Below are 19,899 nucleotides of genomic sequence, written 5' to 3' on the forward strand. Positions count from 1 at the left end.
CAAAAATGCTTGAATCAGAGTTATATCTGAGAAAGGCATTTCATATCTTTGATGCCGATCATTTTAGACTGTTAAACTAACTACTACTCTCTTATATGTCTTCCTCTCTCGACCAACTATGTGTTAATACAATCAGAACGTTATCTATGGATGCCGTTCAAAAAGCAAACTCGGGGCACCCTGGTATGCCTATGGGTATGGCTGATGTGTCGTACATCCTGTGGACTAAATTCCTAAAGCATAATCCAAAGAACCCAAATTGGGCAGATCGTGACCGTTTTATTCTATCTGCTGGCCACGGTTCTATGCTTATTTATAGCTTACTCCACTTAACAGGATATGACGTAAGCTTAGAAGACATTAAAAACTTTAGACAGATGGGTAGCATCACTGCTGGTCATCCTGAAAGCCATTTAACTCCAGGCGTTGAAATGACCACAGGACCATTAGGCCAAGGGTTTGCCACAGGTGTAGGAATGGCAATGGCAGAGCATTTCTTAGCAGGAAAATTCAACAAGCCTAATGCTCATATTGTTGACCATTACACTTATGCTATCGTAAGTGATGGTGACTTGATGGAAGGTATTTCACATGAGGCGGCTTCTCTTGCGGGCCATTTGAAGCTCGGTAAGATGATTTACCTATACGATGCGAATTCGATTTCCATTGATGGTTCAACCGACTTAGCCTTTACAGAAGATCCCGTTAAACGATTTGAATCATATGGATGGCACGTTCAAGAAATTGATGGTCATAACCACGAACAAATAGAATCGGCTATTCAATCTGCGAAAGCGGAAACTTCTAAGCCTTCTATCGTGATTTGTAGAACACATATTGGATTTGGTAGTCCTAATAAACAAGATTCAGCATCATCACATGGTTCTCCACTTGGTGAGGAAGAGATTCGTTTAACGAAAGAGAACCTTGGTTGGGTAAGTGACGAACCATTTTTCATACCTGAAGAAGCGTTAGCTGTATATCGTGGTGAAGTTGAAAAAGGGGCAAAGTCAGAGGCAGATTGGAATGCTTTATTTGATTCGTATAGCAAGCAACACGCTGAACTCGCTGCTTTGTTTACTCAATGGATTAACCGTGAGCTTCCATCTAACTTAGAAGAGCTTTTACCAGTATTTGAAGCGGATGCAAAAGGCGTGGCGTCTAGAGGAGCTTCAGGTACGGTACTTAATGCTTTAAAAGATGGAGTTTCCAATTTATTTGGTGGCTCTGCCGATCTTGAAGGCTCTGTTAAAACCAATTTAAAAGATGAAGGTCGTTTTGTGTTGGATGGCCCAACCGGGCGTAATGTACACTATGGGGTACGTGAACATGGTATGGCTGCCGCATTAAATGGCATGGCTTTACATGGTGGAATGATCCCTTACGGTGGAACCTTCTTTGTATTTACTGATTATTGCCGTCCATCTATCCGACTAGCTGGCCTTATGCAAACACCTTCTATCTATGTAATGACGCATGATAGTATTGGTTTAGGTGAAGACGGACCCACTCACCAACCGGTTGAGCATTTAGCAAGTTTAAGAGCGATGCCAAATGTACTTGTACTTCGCCCAGGTGATGCGAACGAAGTATCGCATGCTTGGAAAGTAGCTATCGAGCATAGTACAGGTCCAAGTATCATTGTTCTCACACGTCAAAACATTCCTACTTTTGAAAGAAATGATGCGAATAGTGCATCCCTAACTGCAAAAGGGGCTTATGTACTTGCTGATTCAGACAAAGAAACACCCGATGCAATTTTAATGGGTTCTGGTTCTGAAGTTCATTTAGCGATGGAAGCCAAAGCTAAACTTGCTGAAAAAGGCTTAGATGTTCGAGTGGTAAGTATGCCTTGCTGGGAACTGTTTGAACAGCAAGATGCCGATTATATCGAAAGCGTATTACCTACAGCTGTAACGAACCGTGTTTCTATAGAAGCTGGATCTACTTTTGGATGGCAACGATGGATAGGCAACACGGGAATCGCAATTGGTATTGATACCTTTGGCGAATCTGCTCCTTATGAGGAACTGTATCAGCACTTTGGTATTACAAGTGATCGTGCTGTAGAAGCGGTACTTCAACAAGCAAAATAAGTCATCACTTTGTGAATGTTTGAGAAGCAGTGTTCGAAAGAGCACTGCTTTTTTTATTCAGGCTTGTGGATACATGTAAAAGTAATATCGTCGAGTGGGGCTTCTTCACCTATGAAGGCTTCTAATGAGCTCTGTAGCTTGCGCACAATGGTCTTGGCATGTAAGGAGCCGTAAATCTCCATCAACGACTGTATACGCTCTTCACCGTATTCTTCACCTCTGAAATTACGAGCTTCATTCAGTCCGTCGGTATAGAACAGTACCGAGTCTCCTTTCTTAAAGTGGAATTTCTTCACTTCCAAATGCTTTTCAAGTAATGCACTATTGGTCATACCAAGTGCAAAACCTTCAGCATTAAGGTTAAAAGTGGTATCACGTTCACGGCTGTAAAATATTGGGATGTTATGGCCTGCTCTTACATATGTGAACTCATCTTTGTCATTCGGAAAGTACGCCACACATCCAGTAACAAAGGTTTTATCTCTACTGTTACTCTTCACATAGTCATTCAACTGAATGAATAGATCTTTAGGAGAGGGTTCTTCTTTTCGAACAATCATATTTACTAAAGCCTGCATCCGCACCATGTACAAGGCAGCAGAAAGTCCTTTTCCGGATACATCGGCAATTACCACATAAGTGCCTTTGTCGGTATCTATAACATCGAGGTAATCGCCACCAACTTCTTTAGCGGTATGAGCAAAAGAGTACACTTCCATGTTATCTTTATTGATGGAAGTATTTGGGAGTAGGCTAAGCTGAATATCTCGTGCTAAATCAATTTCTTTTTGGACATCAGATTTTTCCAATAGTTCTACTAACAGCAACAAGAACATGGATGCAAAGCTGAATGGGAGAAGCAGCTCTGAAAAGAAGATAATGCCTGATAGCCCAAATATATCTACGATGTAATGAGCTACAAAACTAACAGCACCTAACCCGAAAGCTAATCGGCGAGTTGGATTCAAGCGTTGAGTTAAGTCAGAGAATAAGCGTAAGAACTTAACATGGCCAGGTAAGTTTTGACCTTGTTGGCGCTCAATATCCTCAACGGCTTCTTTGTATAATAATTTAAGGCGATCGGTATCGGCGGTAAGCTCTTTGGAAATACGATCACGGCTCATGCCCGATACATATTCCTGATAAAATTTCTTGGTTCCGTAACCTGATTGTGCTTCGTTCTTTAAACTCAAAGTGTACTTTCCTTTATTTAAGTAGCGCCTTGTTCGTAATTATACAGAAAAAGTTATATCGGTACATCATCTTACTGATATGCTTCATTAATACGCTTCTTCAGCTTCTCTTTTAGCGAAATATCAATAAAAGCAGCTTTTATTGCTTCAAGATTACAGCAGCGATAATGCTCCATATCCCAACCAAATAGAGCTTTTAAATTTTGATACTCTGTAATCAGGTCAATATCTGAAAGGGAACGACCATCGGTATTAATACTCATTGAAACACCAGTATGATACAGTTTATCTACTGGGTGATCTGACAAAGTAGGGTACATATTGGTTTTAATGTTACTACTTGGGCACACTTCCAGGTGAATATGGCACTTTTTAAGGTGTTCAATCAGGGGCAGGTTTTCGATGCTTCGAACTCCATGACCTATACGCTGAACGTGCAATTCATCCACTACTTCTTTCACACTTTCCGCACCGAGAGCTTCCCCGGCATGACATGTACACGGTAAATTATTCTTGCTTGCGAAATTAAATGCCGATCGATGAGCGTCTATTGGGTAACCTGCCTCATCAGCAGCCAAGTCAAACCCAACTACATTTGAACCACGAAATTGATCCACTAAATGGATGGTTTGCATGCTTTGCTGTTCAGAAAAATGACGAAGTGTACACAGTATTAAACGAGCTTCAATCCCCGTTTTTTTCTTACCCTCATTTATAGCTTCATCAACGGCTTGTACTACTTCTTCAGCGGTTAAGCCTTTCTTAAGATGTTGAAGGGGAGCAAAACGAATCTCTGCATAAATTACATTATCAGCTAAGAGTTGATCAAATAAATCTAAGGTTACTAGCTTTAGTTGTTCCTTCGTTTGCATGATATCGATACTAGCTGAAGCACACTCGATATATTCTTTTAAGTCTGCACAGTTGTTGGGTGCAATGAATTTCTTCGAATAACTTTCTTTCGATATGCCAGGAATTAACTTACTCACCACCTTATAACTTAAAGAGCAGTCTAAGTGGAGATGTAATTCGATTTTAGGAAGTTCTTTAACGAGTTCGGAAAAATTCTTCAATGGTTTGGGAATCTGAGTTCGGAATTATCTGCAAAACCTTTAGTTTCTGAAGGTACAATTTTTGTTAATAAAAGGACTTCATGTCAAAGAAACTTCTCTTTTTGTTAGATGGTATGGCCTTAGCCTACCGAGCGCACTTCGCATTTGTAAATTCTAGACTTAAAAACTCCGAAGGAATAGCAACAGGGCCTGTTCTAGGCTTCGCTAATACCTTGTTGAAGATGTTAGAAGAAGAGAAGCCAACTCACATTGCAGTGGCTTGGGATACTCATGTTCCAACCTTCAGGCATGAAATGGATGATAGCTATAAAGCGAATCGTCCACCTCAACCCGACGAATTGAGAGTTGGGATACCGTTAATCAAAGAGATGGTAGAAAAGTGGGGTATAAAGAATATCGAAAAAGATGGCTATGAAGCAGATGATGTGATTGGTACAATTGCTGCAGGTGCCAATGCAGATGATGTAGATGTACTTTTGGTAACCCCCGATAAAGATTTTATGCAGTTAGTGCATGATCATATCAAAATGATGAAGCCCGATAACAAAGATGGTGGTTTCAATATCATTGATAGGGAAGGGGTGATGGAATACTTTGGAGTATACCCTGAACAAGTAATTGATGTGTTAGCAATTATAGGAGATGCTTCAGATAATGTGCCAGGTGTTCCGGGTATAGGGAAGAAAGGAGCTCCGAAGTTAGTTCAAAAATTCGGCTCGTTAGATGAGGCCATAGCAAAAGCCGATACCATCACGGCGAAGCGTCAGCGTGAAGGACTTCAGAATTATGCCGGCCAAGCTATGCACGCAAAGAGAATGGTAACCATTAAAACAGATGTACCTGATGTACTTGAATGGGAAGCTTTAGCTTGGAATGGTGAAGACAAAAAAGAGTTAGGTCTGTTCTTTAAGCGAATGGAGTTTAGAACGCTTACAAAAAAATATTTAGGGGAAGAACCGCTCGAAATTGAAAACAAAGCGGGTGACCAAGGTGATCTATTTGGTACGTTTGTAGAAGAAGCCCCTAAAGAAAAGCTTGATGCTGAAAACAACGCATATAGCTTGGTAAACACCATGGAAGGGGTAAATGCTTTAGTAGCTGAGCTGAAAGGAGCTAAAGTTCTCAGTTTTGATACAGAAACAGATTCGCCTGATCCTGTATCTGCAAAAATAGTTGGGGTTTCATTTTCGGTGCAAGCTGGAAGTGGATATTACATACCTGTGAATGTGGAAGGTGGACTCGATCAGCAAGAGGTGATGGATGTAATTCGTCCACTGTTCGAGAATAAAGAAACCACACTCGTAGCTCATAACTTTAAATTCGATTACCTCATTCTACAACGATGTGGTGTTCAATTAAAAGGAAAGCCATTCGATACAATGATCGCTGCCTATTTGATTGATGCGAATCAAAAAGTGAAAATGGATGAGCTGGCTAAGAAATTGTTGAACTATGCTCCTGTGCCCATCGAAGAGCTTATAGGTAAAGGAAAGAAGCAAATTTCGATGGCCGATTTAAGCCCTGAAGAAGTATATCTATATGCCGCCGAAGATGCTGATATCACCCTTCGCTTATATGAGATTTTGCATAAGCAATTAGAGAAAGACGGCTTAGTAGAAGTTGCTGATACCGTTGAATTCCCTTTGATGAAAGTATTAGCTGAGATCGAATACCAAGGGGTTCGCTTGGATACGGATATGTTGAATGGGTTTTCAAAGGACTTAGAAACAGATTTAAAAGAACTAGAAGGAAAAATCTACGAGAAAGCCGGTGAGGAATTTAATATCAATTCTCCACAGCAACTAGGCACCATTCTTTTTGAAAAGCTTGGATTACCAGCAGGGAAGAAAACCAAAACTGGTAGATATTCGACCAATGAATCAGTGCTTACCAAGTTAGCAGTGAAGTATGAGATTCCGAGTTTGATTCTTGAATACCGCCAATTAGCGAAGTTAAAATCTACCTATGTGGATGCCCTTCCATCATTGATTAATGAAGACACAGGTAGAATTCATACCGACTTTAACCAAAGTGTAGCGGCTACGGGTCGACTATCGTCTTCTAATCCCAATCTTCAAAATATCCCCATTCGAACTAAAAGAGGACGTGAAATTCGTAAGGCTTTTATAGCCGAAGATGGATATAAGATCATGTCGGCCGATTACTCTCAAGTTGAACTTCGAGTGATTGCTCATATCGCTAAAGATGAAGCCATGATAGAAGCCTTTAAAAATGGGGAAGACATCCATGCGCGTACTGCGAAAGAGATATTTCACTTAGAATCTTTGGAAGAAGTAACTGCAGATCACCGTCGTAAGGCAAAGGAAGTTAATTTCGGTATTCCTTATGGATTAAGTGCTTTTGGTTTAGCTCAAAACTTAGGTATCGAGAATAATGAAGGGAAAGATATGATTGATGAATACTTCAATCGATTCCCAAATATCTTGAACTACATTAACGACACCAAACAATTCGCTAAAGACAACGGCTATGTTCAAACACTGATGGGGCGTAGAAGGTATGTACCTGATATCAACTCTGGGAATTGGAATGTGCGTGGTTTCGCTGAACGCGTTGCCATAAATATGCCTATTCAAGGAACGGCTGCGGATGTTATAAAGCTGGCAATGATCAAAATTCATGACTGGTTAAGCTCTGAAGATCTAAAGAGTCGCATGCTACTTCAGGTTCATGATGAATTGATCTTTGAAATTCATGAATCGGAATTAGAAACTGTGCCTCCAAAGATTATTGAAATGATGGAGCAAGCTGTGGAGATGGCTGTACCGTTAAAAGTAGAAGCCGGTATTGGCGAAAACTGGCTAGAGGCACACTAAGGAGTTAGTAAAATAAAATAGTATGAAATAGTCTCAGGAGTTTTTTTACTCCTAAGAGAATAGGTATCGTGGAAATGTAAGACTCATACTTATTTCAATATTTTATAGAGGAGACTGTATATTTTTAATTGATCGTACTAAAAAAACTACCAAAAAGACGTCATCCTGTACTTATTTCAGGATCTTTGTAAGGATTTATTCTTTGATCTGTCTTACTAATCATGAGCAAAGGATACGTCTATTTTCTAACCAATTTTCAAAGAAGTACGCTATATATAGGTATTACTTCTAATCTCACGAGAAGAATCTGGGAACACAAACAAGGGAAAGGATCAGCATTTACTACTAGGTATAAGCAAACAATTTTGATTTATGCAGAGGAATTTGATTCTATAGTTGATGCTATTGACCGCGAAAAGCAATTAAAGAACTGGCATAAAGAATGGAAATGGAATTTGGTAAAGCAACATAATCCAAGATTGGAAGATTGGTATGAGACTTTAAGGGCTTGACCTGTGGTAGCACATAAGATCCTGAAACAAGTTCAGGATGACGTCATATCAACATTGTGTAAAAACGGCACCGTCATTCCATAGCTCAATCAATATCTACGATTCAGATTAATAAAATAAGCTTCAATTAAGGAACATTTTAAGTAGGTGAAGTGGTTCTACCCACATGCAGATAAATAAAGATAATGATGTCATCATCATCGGCTCAGGAATGGGCGGGATGTCGACAGGAGCCCTACTTGCAAACAGCGGATTTAAAGTACTAATACTAGAAGCAGCGGCACTTCCAGGTGGCTGTAGTTCCTCCTATTACAGAAGAGGATTGACCTTTGAATCTGGGGCTACCACGCTAATTGGTTTCGATGAAAACCAACCCCTTTGGAAACTTGAACAAGAGACAGGAATTCGAATTCCACGCGAAGAAATTTCACCAAGTATGTCGGTGTGGATTGAGGGGGAACAAGCCACGCGTTATAAAGATCGCGATGAATGGATAAAAGAAGCAGGACGTGTATTTGGTAACCCCACAGCTCAAAAAGCATTTTGGGAAAAAGCATTTCAAGTGGCAGATACAGTATGGGATGTCTCGCTAAAAAACCCATCCTTCCCACCACAGTCTATATCAGATTGGGGGCAATTGTTTACTTCCAACCACCCCAAAGATGCTTATGTGTTGCCTTATGCATTTAAATCAATGCGGGAAATAATGCAACGCTTTAATGTGGACACCCCTCGATTTAGGCGTTTCGTAGATGAGCAGTTAATGATTACAGCACAGTCAAAAAGTGAAGATACCCCTTTTATTTTTGGGGCAGCTGGAATCACCTACACCAACTATTCCAATTACTATGTGCCGGGTGGACTCATTGAAATGATAAACACCATCCGAGATTTTATTCATAAAAAAGGGGGTGCTCTTTATACTCGAGAACGGGTAACTGATGTGAGTTTCTCCAATGGATGGTATACCCTTGAAACTCAGCGTGGGAAATCTTCTATACGAAATAAGTACCAAGCACCTATCGTTGTTTCTAATATCCCAGTTTGGAATATGGGAGAGATTACCAGAGGTACGATGAGTCAATATTTCGTAAATGAATCCAAGAAATATGATAAAGCATGGGGTGCTATTTCTGTAGGGATAGCTACCACCGATACTTACACAGATTCGATGAGCTTGCATCATCAAATCCATTTAGGCGAAGAACATGTTCCTTATACAAATTCCGAATCTATCTTTGTATCTATGTCACAAAAAGGGGATACCCAGCGGGCCCCAAATGGATTCCGAACTTTAAATGTGTCGTGCCACGCCTCTCCAGAATATTGGTTTAATCTTCAGGGTGAATATGATGTAGCAAAGCAAGAAGTTGAAGATTACATCGTTCGCACATTACAATCTAAGCTTCCGGGTTTTGCCGCTTCAAATATAGAAACAATTCATACAGCAACGCCTATAACTTGGCAGAATTGGGTGTACCGTAAAAAAGGCAGGGTAGGTGGCATACCCCAAAGCATGGCACGGAGCTTGCTAAATTGGACACCCAATCAGACACCATTTACAGGTCTTTACCTCGTAGGTGATACAACCTACCCAGGACAGGGAATTCCTGGCGTAACTTTAAGTGGTATCAACGTATATTGGCGCATCCTAAAAAATCACAAATAAAGAACTTCTTTTGAATCAGTTTTCTCCGAACACGCAGTTTTCAGTTTTTCCACCCGCAGTAAAATACCTCCTTATTTGGAACGGTATTTTCTTTTTAGCAACCGTAAGTATTACGGGCGGCGGTTGGACTCCATTAGGGAATTTACTTGCTCCATTTTTAGTGCTTCAGCCTTTAGGTGATGGTTTCTTACCGTGGCAATTAGTTTCGTATATGTTTCTACATGCCGACTTCTCGCACATCTTTTTCAACTTATTTGCATTGTGGATTTTTGGGCAAGCTCTAGAAAACTTATGGGGTACCAAACGATTTCTCCTGTATTACTTTCTAACAGGAATTGGAGCTGGAATTGTTCAAATACTAGTAAGTGATGGTTCAACCATTGGGGCATCAGGATCTGTATTTGGGATACTTTTAGGCTTTGGAATGATGTTCCCAGATAATCGCATCATGTTGCTTTTTCCACCCATTCCAATTAAAGCGAAATACTTTGTAGCTATGTATGGGTTGTTTGAATTATTCAACGGATTAACCAGAACCGATTCAGGAGTTGCACATTTTGCTCACTTAGGAGGATTGGTGGTTGGTTTCATCCTTATTAAATTGTGGAAACTTAAAAAGCCTCAATCTTACGCTTAATCATCTTCGCATTCTATGATGAATAATCAGTCATACGACTCTTTTTGGAATACAGCTAAACGTGGGTTTATGCGTATGCCCACGGCCATTCGATGGATTATAGGTTCAACAACTATAGTATTCCTTATTCAGATGCTTGGTGGCAATTTTGTAAACAATCTATTGTTTCAAGCCTTTGCGTTCGATCCGAGCTTCCCAACGGTATTTATTCAGCCTTGGCGCTTAATTACCTATGCTTTTTTACATGTTGGTTTTCTACACTTTCTATTTAATATGCTTTGGTTGTATTGGGTTGGACGATCAGTAGAAGAAACAATCGGCCCAAGATCATTTACCATTGTATATTTTTCAGCTGCCATATTTGGAGCACTTTTAGATGCCATATTCGCTAATATTTTTGGCTTAAACTTAGTAATAGGGGCATCAGGTGCGGTTACAGGAGTGCTAGTAGCTTTTGCAATGCTTTATCCAAGAGCTCCCATCATGCTATTCTTATTGCCACCCATCGAAGCTCGATACTTTGTGGTAGGTTGGGTACTTATTGATGTGTTGTTTATTGGTAAACAAGATAGCGTAGCAAGACTAGTACATATTGGTGGAGCTTTAAGTGGTTATCTATTGTTGAAAGCCTACAAAAACGGTACAGACCTAAGCGTTATCATCCGATATTTTGAGTATCTTTTCGGCAAGCTTAAACCATCACGAAAACCACGAAATAATAACATGAGTATTGTTCGTGATGTGGAAGTTGTGGAAGAGGTAGAGCAATCTGAATTAGATGAAATTCTTGAAAAGATTTCAAAGGATGGCTACGATGCTCTTACCAAAGAGGAAAAACAGAAATTATTCGAATTAAGTAAAAAGAAGTAGGGCAATACATGGCTTCTATTAATAGAAGAAAGTCGATACAAGTAATGGTAGGAGATGTTCCTGTTGGTGGGGGAGCTCCTATTGTTGTGCAGTCTATGACGAACACCGATACTGCAGACATTGAAGAAACGGTAAATCAAATTGATCATCTTCATCAATCTGGGTCAGAAATTGTTCGAATTACCGTGAACAATGATCAAGCTGCGAAAGCGGTGCCTCATATTAAAGAGAAGTTGATGAACCGTGGAGTTCCCGTTCCTATTGTTGGCGACTTCCATTACAATGGTCATGTACTACTTACTAAGTATCCAGATATGGCAGAGTCGCTTGCCAAATTCCGCATTAATCCGGGGAATACAGGCACCAAAGCACGTGATGAGAACTTTACCACCATTGTAGAGCAAGCCATTAAATATGACAAACCGGTGCGTATTGGTGTAAACTGGGGGTCGCTTGATCAACAGCTTCTTGCACAGAAAATGGATGCTAATAACGACCTAGCCAAGCCTAAGTCGGCCAAAGAAGTTATGCTTGACACCATGGTTGAAAGTGCAAAGCGTTCATCAAAGCTTGCCGAAGAAGTAGGCCTTGCTTCCGATAAAATTATCATCAGTTGTAAGATGTCGGGTGTACAAGATGTAGTGGAAGTTTACACTCGTGTAGCTGAAGTAGTGCCGTATCCATTACATGTTGGACTTACAGAAGCAGGAATGGGTATGAAAGGCATGGTGGCAAGTTCTGCAGCGCTATCAGTGATTCTGCAACGTGGCATTGGCGATACCATTCGTGTATCCTTAACCCCACAACCGGGGGCAGATCGTGCACTCGAAGTTCAAGTAGCACAACAAGTATTGCAATCATTAGGCATTCGTAGTTTCATTCCTCAAGTAACTTCTTGCCCCGGATGTGGACGTACCAAGAGTACCTACTTCCAAGAACTAGCCGAAGACATTCAAGAGTATATCAAAGAGTCGATGCCTGTTTGGCGACAGGTGTATCCAGGCGTTGAGGAGATGGATGTAGCCGTGATGGGTTGCGTTGTTAACGGACCGGGTGAATCGCGAGCAGCCAATATTGGAATCTCACTTCCTGGAACTTTTGAAGAACCGAAAGCTCCGGTGTACATGGATGGTGAGCACTTCAAAACCTTAAAAGGGGATGGCATCGGTGATGAGTTTCGCAAAATCCTCAACGACTACATCAAAAAGAATTACGGAAAGAACTAAGGTTCACATTCCATTGGGTAGCAATAATCCTTTCAATTTAGAATGCTAAGGCACAAGCGGTCTTTCAATTAGTATGAAATTAGATAACAAACATTTCCCTTTATTTATGGTGGTTATAGCCATCATAGCAGCACTTTCTATCATTTATTCATCTATAAATTATAAGGGCACTCAAGCAGAGCGATTTAAAGAAGGAATTGCTGAAAGTGATTCATTACTTACCAAAGAATTGCAGTATGTATTTGAAGATGATTCTCTTTCCGTTCAGCAGTTTAAGGGAAATAATGTAGTGCTTTTATTTTGGGCTACATGGTCTGAAAAATCACAATTCATGATAGATGAAATCTACACCTTAGCCGATCAAACAGATTCATTAGTTGTATTAGCCGCTATAGTGAAAGATGCTCGCGAGACAATCGACGAGAGCAGTTTAAGAGATGGTCTTTACTATGTAGACGGGGCAGATTTATTTAATGATTTAAAAGTACCAGGCATACCTTCATACATTTTATTCGACCCAACTGGGAAAGTGAAATATGTTCACATTGGATATCAGGAAAATGCAGGATATGGATTACTGCGCGATAAGATAAATGAGTAAACATGATTACATCCTAATAGATGGAGAAATCCATCTCAAAGAAGGTGCTACCCAAAAAGTAGCTACGTCTTCATCGTTTGAGGAAGTAGGGTGTTTTGAAACAATCCGTTCCTATCAAGGGAAGTTCTTTTTATTAGAAGAACACATAGATCGACTGAATAAAGGCATGGAATATTTGGGCATAGAAAGTGTTGTAAACGTGCAAAGTATTCGAAAATATATCCTAACATTATTGAGTCACAATGCCTTACTAGCACAAGATTGTGTGGTAAAAATTCAATGTACGAGTTCGGTTGATAGGAGTAGACATGTAGTTATTTCAACTCGTGATTTACCCGAAAAGCTACCACATTGGAAGTTAGCATTGGTGCAAACACCTGTGGCTTCTAAAAAGAATATTGAGACTAGCTTAAAGCTTTCAAGTCGTGCACACTATGATCGAGCGGCCGAGGAAGCGAACAAGCTCGGCGCAGATGACGCACTCATGCTAAATGAAGAAGGCTTTATAAGTGAAACTACCATAGCTAACCTTTTTTGGATTAAAGATCACACACTCTATACACCCTCAGTGCAATGTGATCCCCTTACAGGGATAACTCGCAATTTCATTCTACAAAGTTGCAAAAGTGAAAGCTTGATCGAAGTAGAAGAAGGAGCTTATACACTGAATGAACTGCTATCGGCTGAAAGTGTTTTTGCATGTAATTCAGTTCGAGAGATAATCCCCATTCAACAGATAGGCGATACTCTCTTTGATACCGGCCACCCAGTTCTTACACAGATTTCAAGTTTGTATTCTACAAATAAAAAGAAACGATTAAACTAATGGAAGGCTTCAGAAACATAGAAAATGTATGGACTTATCTTGAAGCCATTCCAAAGTTCCAAGATAAGGGCGCTTCAGCGGCTAATTTCGCTTTAGAAAATATTTCAACATTTTGTGAAGCTATCGGGAATCCACAGGATAATTTCCCAACCATTCATGTAGCGGGAACCAATGGCAAAGGCACAACCTGTCATTTATTTGAAGAAGTGTATAGGCATGCAGGGTATAAAACTGGCTTATTTACCTCCCCACATCTAATCCATTACAACGAACGTGTTCGTATAAACGGTCGCCCAATTGATGATGAACTCATTCTAGCTTTCTTCCAAGAAACAGAAGAAGTATTGGTAAATACACTCCTTACTTTTTTTGAAATAAGTACGGCGCTAGCATTTTGGGTGTTTAGTAAACTAAAGGTAGATATCGCCATTATAGAAACCGGGCTCGGTGGTCGACTCGATTCCACAAATATTATCACTCCCAAATTATCTGTAATAACCAGTGTTGCCTTAGATCACATTGAAATTTTGGGTGATACCGAGGAAAAAATCGCTTTTGAAAAGGCGGGTATCATCAAACAAGATGTTCCAGTTGTAGTAGGGAAGGTCTCGAATTCTGTTCAGTCAGTCATTCAAGAAGTAGCGTTAAAGAAAAATGCACCCATTCATTGTATAGATTTAACAAAGGTACATTTTGATAAAGGAGAGATTTGCTATAAGGATTCAACACTAGTACTTCAAACGAATTTTATAGAATCGGTGAATGCCTATAATGTTGAAGTTTGCTTACAAGGAGTGAAGTTATTGCAAAATAGCTTTCCTGTAGAAGTAACAACAGCCCATGAAGCCATTGTAAATTTCAAAGGGGCACCGGGCAGATTTGAACAACTACTGCCCCATAAACAATGGTACTTTTCAGGTGCACATAATGTAGAAGCTCTAGAATCATCACTACGCGTTATAGAAGACGAATTTCAGCAAGAAGCCACGCTCGTTCTATCTTTGATGAAGGATAAAGTGCATGAGCAGAGTCTATCGCAATTGAGGAAACATAAGAATCTCTTTTACTATCAACAGAAGGTGGATAGGGCGGCTAGCTATGAACAAGTTAATGACTTACTACCCGTTAAAAAGATCGATGATTCTACCGCAGAAAGTATTTTGAATGAATTGGATACTTCATTAGTAATTTTTATCGGAAGTTTTTACTTTTATCCCATAGTTAAGCGGTGGATAAATACAATAGCAGATCCAACCGATTCTTTCCTTACCTGATTGAGTGCCCAATAAAGTTTCTACAACGATACTATGGCATTCACCCCAAACTCAGTAAGAATTTCATTATTTATACCAAATAATAGCCACAATTTTTTATGTCAGAAAATCAGACCGTAAACCTAACGGCTGGGGAACTGGAGTCCTTAGAAAAAAAGAAACTGCCTGAATTGCAAACACTTGCAAAGATGGTAGGAGTAAAAAGGGTTACAGGAATTAAAAAGAAAGATCTTATAGAAAAGATCAGAGAGACCTCAGAGTCGAAGCCGAAAGGTATCACTGTAAAATTACGTCCGAAGAGTACAAGAGCTAATTCAGATAAGAAGAAGGAGCAGCAATTATCACTGTTAGAAGAAGACGAAAAGTCGAAGAATGAAGTAAGTGAAACTCCAAAAGACGCTCACCAAAACAATAGCCAATCTTCAAAAAAAGAAGATGAGCTAGCTACTTACGGTGGACAATCCCATATCGTTTCCTATAAAAAGAAAGACGACGATAAGGAAGAGGAGAAGAAAAAACAGCAGCAACAGCAGCGAAATAACAATCGCAATAAGAACAGTAAGCGTCGCCAAGAACACGACCAGTTGCCAGAGTCTAATGCTGAAACACTTCAAGAGCGTATTGCGGAATTAGAGCCTCAATTAGGACCATTTTTGTTTAATGAGGGTACGTTAGAAATTTTGCCAGATGGCTATGGATTCCTTCGCTCAGTGAATTACAACTACAAGGCGAGTCCTGATGATATTTATGTATCGCCTTCACAGATTAAGCGTTTTAGATTAAAACAAGGTGATTGCGTTATAGGAATCATTCGTCCACCTAAAGTTGGAGAGCGATACTTCGCACTGTTGAGAGTGGAAGGAGTAAACGGACGTATCCCACGGGATATGGATAACCGTCAAGATTTTGACGATATGTTACCTATTCACCCAGATAATCGCTTTGTGATGGAATTCACGCCAAGTGATTACTCAACACGATTCATCGATTTATTTGCCCCAGTAGGTAAAGGAACACGTGGATTGATAGTAGCTCAACCAAAGACAGGTAAAACTACTTTATTACGTGGTATCGCCAATGCCGTTGCTACCAATCATCCTAATGCCAAGATATTAATACTTCTAATTGACGAACGTCCTGAGGAAGTAACCGAAATGGAGCGTTCAGTGAAAGGTGCTGAAGTAACAGCTTCAACCTTCGATGAAAAGCCAGAAAATCACATTGCTTTAGCCGAATTAGTATTTGAAAAAGCAAAAAGATTGGTTGAAAGTGGACACGATGTAATTCTCTTATTGGATTCAATCACGCGTTTAGCACGTGCATATAATGTAACGGCTAGCAACAAAGGTAGAACCATGACGGGTGGGGTAGACTCTGAAGCGTTAAAGAAGCCTCGTCAGTTATTCTCATCAGCGCGTAACATTGAAAATGGTGGTTCTTTAACCATCTTAGCTACCGCTTTAGTAGATACGGGTTCTCGCATGGATGATGTAATCTTTGAGGAATTCAAAGGTACGGGAAACATGGAGATCGTGTTAGACCGTAGAATCTCAGATCGTAGAATGTATCCTGCTATTGATATCTTTAGAAGTGGTACTCGTCGTGAAGAATTACTTGTAGCCGAAGAGGAGCGCGAAAAAGTAGTGCTATTACGTCGCTATCTAACCAATATGAATGCATTCGAAGCGATGGAATTCTTATTGAAGCAAATTAAAGGAACAAAAACGAATGAAGAGTTTTTGATTTCCATGAATAAGTAAACAACTTATTTAATTATTAAAAGCGAATCTGAGCAATCAGATTCGCTTTTTTTATGGAATAGAAAAAGTGACTAAAGATGTAATTAGGCTACAAATTTTGTTTGTAATCCTACTACTCACTTGGTTGCAATGCATTTATAATGTGGCTCGCACTTTCTTCAGGTGCATCTAGCCATGGTAAATGTGAAGCGTCTTTAATGACATGAATGGATGCATTGTTCATATTTGAAACTAAGTAGTTTGCATTATCGATCGTATCCCAAACATCCTTATCACCTACAATAAATGTGACTTTATGTGGTAGATCGAACAAGGCATCTTGAATCAAAAACTGCTCTTCAAAACCACCAAAGCTGACACAATTTTCTATCAATGAGTTGAATGCTCGGGCGTTTCCAGGAATCAACTGCGCATTAACATCGTTTTGCCAATAAATATCGGATAGCTTTTCAGGTTGATGCACTAACATCATTCGATGAAAATCTTTACTTCCTTCAATAGATGGGGGACCGATGAGTTTCAGCAATAGCTTGTTGACACCTTTTATACTCATTAGCATTACTTGTGGTGGGATTTCAACATTGCTGCCCGCTGGATGCCCAATTAGGGCAATATTATCTACTCTGTTTGGATACATATGTGCAAAGTTTACCGTAAATAAACCTCCCATTGAATGCCCTACAAAGTGTGCTTTTTCAAGTCCTTTAGCATCCATGAATGAACGCACGAAGTCAACGCTATGCTCTGTAAGATTTACATCTTTGTAATCAAAATTATCGGATAAGCCACTTCCCGGGCGATCTAGTATGTATAGGTGAAAGTTTTGAGCGAGTTCATCTAATATAGAATACCATTGCGAGGCATATCCACCGCCACCATGTATAAGTACAAGAGGTTCACCTTCACCCATTTCATAATAATGAATGCGTTTTATAGGGCCATCAGTTTCAATGAAATTTGAAGTTGGGGATATGCCTTCAGCTTCAAATAATGCCACACTACTTTTTAAATAGGCATCACTGCTAGTTTCTGTAAACTCCTTTTCCATGAGTGATACCCAAATCACAAAAATGCCGATGAGGCATACGACCCCTAATAAAATTTTACTCCAAAGTTTCATAACCCTTCAATGTTTTGTTTATAAATATGATATGGTTTCTATTACCCCAAAAACCTTTTGAATTACGTCAATATATTTCGGACAAAAAATTAGAATGTTGAAGTAGAAACCCGCTTGGAACCGAATTAGTTGGATACAATTTTCAACCCTATGATGGATGCAATAAGTGTAGTCAAAAAGAATATTCGCCAAAAAGTAGCAGGTTCGTCAAAAACGAATATTCCTAGTAAAACGGTACCAACAGCACCAATACCTGTCCAAACCGCATAAGCTGTTCCAATAGGTAAATGTTGGGTCACGCGAACTAGTAGAGTCATGCTAATAGCTAAGCAAAGTAGAAATCCTCCATACCATCCATACATGGCCGAACCTGTAGCATCATTCGCTTTTCCAAGACAGGCAGCAAATGCTACTTCAAATAAACCAGCTACAATTAGTAATGTCCAATTCATATCAATCCTTCTGCTGCTTGAACATGACTTCAAGAGCATGATACACAGCGATGTGAAGTGCATCACCGTGAGTTTTATCTTCCAGAAATTCAAAATGAACCTGAGAACGGTTCGATTGAGTAGAAAGTAGTTTTTCGTAAAGTTCTCGTGCCGTACGCTCCATAACGTCACCTTCTTTCCCCACAGCTATATAAATTGATTTCTTACTTTGATAGGGTGCAGTAGGTGCATCTAATAATCTTTCATCATTCCACCATAAACTTGGGCTTACAATTATGTAATTATCAAATAGATGAGGTTGAGTGAATAAAACGTGAGTGGCCAAAAGTCCACCTAGAGATTGTCCGATTAGAGTTTTTTGATTCGTTACTCTAAAATTATTTTCAATAAAGGGCTGTAATTCTTTTTCAATGAATTGTACAAAATGTGAGGCTCCGCCAGAGGTAGGAAATTCTTTTTGGTCTAGCTCATTTTGTGATGGGGTCGTGAAATCTCTTTTTCGATCTACATTTCCAATACCAACTACAATCGATTCTGGAATGATATTAATCCAAGGGAATGCTGCGAATTGTGTAATGCCTGCAATGTGTATAATGTCTTCATCTATTGAGCCATCCAATAAATAAATAACTGGGTATGATTGATCTTTATTCGTTTCGTAATTGGAAGGGAGATATATGTTAAGGTCTCTAGCCTCGCCTAATAGTGTCGATTGAATTTGAATTGACTTACCTATTGAAAACTCCGACTCAGAAATTTTATCTGGTATATCTTGAGCAATACATAATAATGGTGATAAAGAGAATAGGAGAGTGGCTACGTATCTAATCATGGAGGGCAGTACGAATGATTTGTGGTTATTACTGCGAAGAATTTAAGGCCAATTCAATGAATGTTCCAACTAGCTAACTAAAAGTGAAAGGAATCTTAATTATCTATAAAACAAGGGAATACAACTTTATAAAATTGTAGTATTAAAAGTTTATATCCCTTATTAGAAATACTAAAAAAAGCCTCTCACTAGTAGTAAGAGGCTTTAAAATAAAAGAGGGCTTTTGCTTAGTTACTCAACATTGCAAAAAGCTTTTCAGCAACAGCCTCAGATGAAGCAGGATTTTGACCAGTTACAAGGTTGGTATCTTGTACGGCATAAGCTTGCCAGTCATCAGCTTTACTATAGTTTGCACCACGTTCTTTCAGCATATCTTCTACTAAAAATGGTACCACTTCCGTTAATTGAACGGCAGCTTCTTCTGAATTAGTAAAACCGGTTACATTTTTACCTTTCACAAGGAATTCGCCATCAGAAAGCTTCACATTTTTTAAAGCAGCAGGGGCATGACATACTAAACCAGTTGGTTTATTTGCTTCATAAAATTCTTGAATCAAACGAATCGAATCTTCATCATTGGCTAGATCCCATAATGGACCATGGCCTCCGGGATAAAATACCCCATCAAAATCATCCATCTGTATTTGTGAAAGCTTGATACTACTCGCTAGTTTTTTCTGAAGAGCTTCATCTTCTTTAAAACGGCGTGTAGCCGGCGTTTGATTATCTGGAGTATCGCTGGATGGGTCGATAGGAGGTTGTCCTCCCATAGGTGATGCAATGGTAATATCGGCGCCTTTGTCGGTTAAATAGTAATAGGGCGCAGCAAATTCTTCAATCCAGAAACCGGTTTTATTTCCAGTGTCGCCTAGTTCGTTGTGTGAGGTTAATACAAATAAAAATTTCATCTCTTTATCCTTT

17 protein-coding genes are annotated in these 19,899 nt (G+C 39.6%); 11 read left to right on the plus strand and 6 right to left on the minus strand.

Going from position 1 to position 19,899, the window contains the following annotated elements:
* The first annotated feature begins 95 nt into the window (after positions 1 to 95).
* Positions 96 to 2,096 (plus strand): transketolase, encoded by a 2,001-nt coding sequence (tkt, locus tag B155_RS0100090; protein WP_026167108.1) that lies wholly within the window; start codon positions 96 to 98, stop codon positions 2,094 to 2,096.
* A gap of 53 nt (positions 2,097 to 2,149) precedes the next feature.
* On the opposite strand, the gene B155_RS0100095 is transcribed toward tkt, so the two are convergent.
* Both B155_RS0100095 and add read right to left on the minus strand, forming a co-directional pair.
* The gene (locus B155_RS0100095; protein WP_018126184.1) at positions 2,150 to 3,289 is read right to left on the minus strand and encodes a PP2C family protein-serine/threonine phosphatase; all 1,140 of its coding nucleotides are present in this window, start codon (positions 3,287 to 3,289) and stop codon (positions 2,150 to 2,152) included.
* A gap of 71 nt (positions 3,290 to 3,360) precedes the next feature.
* The gene (add, locus tag B155_RS0100100) at positions 3,361 to 4,362 is read right to left on the minus strand and encodes an adenosine deaminase (protein ID WP_018126185.1); all 1,002 of its coding nucleotides are present in this window, start codon (positions 4,360 to 4,362) and stop codon (positions 3,361 to 3,363) included.
* 80 nt (positions 4,363 to 4,442) lie between these two features.
* Here add and polA point away from each other — a divergent pair, with 80 nt between their 5' ends.
* From polA to rho, 10 genes are all read left to right on the plus strand, one after another.
* Positions 4,443 to 7,199, plus strand: a complete 2,757-nt coding sequence (polA, locus tag B155_RS0100105; RefSeq protein WP_018126186.1) for a DNA polymerase I — start codon at positions 4,443 to 4,445, stop codon at positions 7,197 to 7,199.
* A gap of 221 nt (positions 7,200 to 7,420) precedes the next feature.
* Entirely contained in the window at positions 7,421 to 7,711 is a 291-nt protein-coding gene (locus tag B155_RS0100110; protein WP_018126187.1) for a GIY-YIG nuclease family protein, read from the plus strand.
* Positions 7,712 to 7,877: 166 nt separating this feature from the next.
* Complete coding sequence (locus B155_RS0100115; RefSeq protein WP_018126188.1) at positions 7,878 to 9,380, plus strand: phytoene desaturase family protein; 1,503 nt, start codon at positions 7,878 to 7,880, stop codon at positions 9,378 to 9,380.
* A gap of 10 nt (positions 9,381 to 9,390) precedes the next feature.
* Positions 9,391 to 10,017 (plus strand): rhomboid family intramembrane serine protease, encoded by a 627-nt coding sequence (locus tag B155_RS0100120; protein WP_018126189.1) that lies wholly within the window; start codon positions 9,391 to 9,393, stop codon positions 10,015 to 10,017.
* Between the two features lie 15 nt (positions 10,018 to 10,032).
* A complete protein-coding gene (locus B155_RS0100125) occupies positions 10,033 to 10,887 on the plus strand; it encodes a rhomboid family intramembrane serine protease (RefSeq protein WP_018126190.1) in 855 nt (284 codons plus the stop codon).
* A gap of 8 nt (positions 10,888 to 10,895) precedes the next feature.
* Complete coding sequence (gene ispG / locus B155_RS0100130) at positions 10,896 to 12,113, plus strand: flavodoxin-dependent (E)-4-hydroxy-3-methylbut-2-enyl-diphosphate synthase (RefSeq protein WP_018126191.1); 1,218 nt, start codon at positions 10,896 to 10,898, stop codon at positions 12,111 to 12,113.
* A 73-nt stretch (positions 12,114 to 12,186) separates the two neighbouring features.
* A complete protein-coding gene (locus tag B155_RS0100135; RefSeq protein ID WP_018126192.1) occupies positions 12,187 to 12,714 on the plus strand; it encodes a TlpA family protein disulfide reductase in 528 nt (175 codons plus the stop codon).
* Positions 12,707 to 13,540, plus strand: a complete 834-nt coding sequence (locus tag B155_RS0100140; RefSeq protein ID WP_018126193.1) for an aminotransferase class IV — start codon at positions 12,707 to 12,709, stop codon at positions 13,538 to 13,540. Before B155_RS0100135 ends, B155_RS0100140 begins: the two co-directional genes overlap by 8 nt.
* On the plus strand, positions 13,540 to 14,814 hold the full coding sequence (locus B155_RS0100145) for a bifunctional folylpolyglutamate synthase/dihydrofolate synthase (protein WP_018126194.1): 1,275 nt from the start codon (positions 13,540 to 13,542) through the stop codon (positions 14,812 to 14,814). Before B155_RS0100140 ends, B155_RS0100145 begins: the two co-directional genes overlap by 1 nt.
* Positions 14,815 to 14,912: 98 nt before the next feature.
* The gene (rho, locus tag B155_RS0100150) at positions 14,913 to 16,574 is read left to right on the plus strand and encodes a transcription termination factor Rho (protein ID WP_018126195.1); all 1,662 of its coding nucleotides are present in this window, start codon (positions 14,913 to 14,915) and stop codon (positions 16,572 to 16,574) included.
* A gap of 112 nt (positions 16,575 to 16,686) precedes the next feature.
* Here rho and B155_RS0100155 read toward each other — a convergent pair whose 3' ends face one another.
* The 4 genes from B155_RS0100155 to B155_RS0100170 all read right to left on the minus strand — a co-directional run bounded on the left by B155_RS0100155 (position 16,687) and on the right by B155_RS0100170 (position 19,886).
* The gene (locus B155_RS0100155; RefSeq protein ID WP_018126196.1) at positions 16,687 to 17,694 is read right to left on the minus strand and encodes an alpha/beta fold hydrolase; all 1,008 of its coding nucleotides are present in this window, start codon (positions 17,692 to 17,694) and stop codon (positions 16,687 to 16,689) included.
* Positions 17,695 to 17,819: 125 nt separating this feature from the next.
* Positions 17,820 to 18,146: a DMT family transporter gene (locus tag B155_RS0100160; protein WP_018126197.1), complete on the minus strand. Its 327-nt coding sequence runs from the start codon at positions 18,144 to 18,146 to the stop codon at positions 17,820 to 17,822.
* Position 18,147: 1 nt separating this feature from the next.
* Positions 18,148 to 18,978, minus strand: coding sequence for an alpha/beta hydrolase (locus B155_RS0100165; RefSeq protein ID WP_018126198.1), 831 nt, complete (start codon positions 18,976 to 18,978; stop codon positions 18,148 to 18,150).
* 227 nt (positions 18,979 to 19,205) lie between these two features.
* Complete coding sequence (locus B155_RS0100170; RefSeq protein ID WP_018126199.1) at positions 19,206 to 19,886, minus strand: type 1 glutamine amidotransferase domain-containing protein; 681 nt, start codon at positions 19,884 to 19,886, stop codon at positions 19,206 to 19,208.
* Positions 19,887 to 19,899 lie beyond the last annotated feature (13 nt).

The sequence above is a fragment of the Balneola vulgaris DSM 17893 genome (assembly GCF_000375465.1).
Classification (GTDB): domain Bacteria; phylum Bacteroidota; class Rhodothermia; order Balneolales; family Balneolaceae; genus Balneola; species Balneola vulgaris.